Annotated in this window: 2 protein-coding genes; both read right to left on the bottom strand. The window is 40.8% G+C overall.

Annotated elements, in window-relative coordinates; translation table 11 throughout:
- Positions 1-65 precede the first annotated feature (65 nt).
- Positions 66-623 (bottom strand): hypothetical protein, encoded by a 558-nt coding sequence (locus tag AC1DUA_RS38570; RefSeq protein ID WP_477504715.1) that lies wholly within the window; start codon positions 621-623, stop codon positions 66-68.
- A 202-nt stretch (positions 624-825) separates the two neighbouring features.
- Positions 826-1,461: hypothetical protein (locus AC1DUA_RS38565; RefSeq protein ID WP_477504714.1), on the bottom strand; the 636-nt coding region annotated here is incomplete at its 5' end.

The following is a 1,461-nucleotide window of genomic DNA, read 5'->3' as shown; positions in this document are numbered from 1 at the left end:
CATTAAAAGTCCAATTTTCGCTTCCATTGTTACGTCCTCGCTTTATTTAATTATCCATAGCTAGTTTACAGGGATAATTTGAGTTTCACAACTGCACTGCCATTTTTCGTTTCCACACTGACGACATCCAGGTAACTGACGATTTTTTTGGGGATAAAGCCGAGTTGGAATTCCTTTGAGAAATCCTCAATCGTCGTATCGGGCAGCTGGAAGCCATTGAATTCAAGCTTATCTACAACAAAACGAACCTCATTCATGTCGGGATTCTCTTTTAACAAGAACCGACCTTCGATTGTAATCTGTATTTGATCCTTTTGACCCTTAGCGATGATAGAACCGTCAGTGAATTGAAAGTTCAAATTTTGCAGCGCCTCATTTTTGCCATGCAGATAAGTGTTGAAATCTGTATCACTGATCGTAATAACTGGATTTTTAATGGAGGATAAGTCCATGAATTTATTTTCTTTCGTTACATATTGCGGGAGCTCCCGAAACGCCGCGGACAAGTTTATCAAATACTCACGGAACATAGGGACGCCTTCTGATTTCCATTGATCATTCAAACTCTTAATTTGTGCTTCGATAACACTGGCTTGAGCGCTTACAGCAAGCTGTTTGTCCAATTCTTCTTGGRGCTTTACGAGTCTTTCCCGCTGTTCAAGATATTTATCCTTCGTCTTTTGGAGCTCGAGACGGGATGTTTCCAGCCCACTTTGTAAGCTTTTCAGTTTATTAAATGAGTCTGTAAAAGCTGCTAACGCGCGATGATCATTGGAAATGATCATTTGTAAGTGGGGGACGAAGTAAGTATTTCCTAGCTGTGACTTATTTTTTGGCAGGTGCTATAAGCTTCAGGATCTCATCAAAGCTTTTGACATTCTTCGGAACTTCCTTCGTTAAGGCAGTCGCTTGATTGATAGCGTCGTACGTTTGGTGAAGGATGATATGATTCTCTTGAGGTTTGCCATCCACGGTCATTTGAAACACAACATCAATCGATTGGTCCCGAATAAAACCGCTATCGTCAATTGCGACGACCATTTTGCTTGGAGCTTTCAGTTGGATGGCAGCAGGTTGTGATTTTTTTAGCTCGTCCGCTTTGTCGGCGGTTAAGAAGCCGTTATTTTGAAGAGTTCCGATAAACTCAGGAAGCTTAGCTTGAAAAATAGCATTGATGTCTTTCTCATTTTTGCTTGTAAGCTCAACACTAATGGATTTGGCTGATGATCCGTCCTTGAGTTTGACAGGCTCCTTGGCTTCTTTGTACCATTTTGGATCAATGCCGCTAAATACTAGATTGCCTAATGAGGTGGAAAGCTGGGAAGTGTTTTTCAACGTATCAAGCGTCAATGGACTCTTACTAGCTTGGCTCATTTGTTGCAAATCGATCGCATAGTACTCGTCAGCTGTCTTATTTAATGCTGGCATATTAAAATACATTTTGCTATCTTTAATGAGAAT

This window comes from Paenibacillus sp. 01T422 (assembly GCF_056398785.1).
This window is presented reverse-complemented; position numbering and strand designations above follow the sequence as displayed.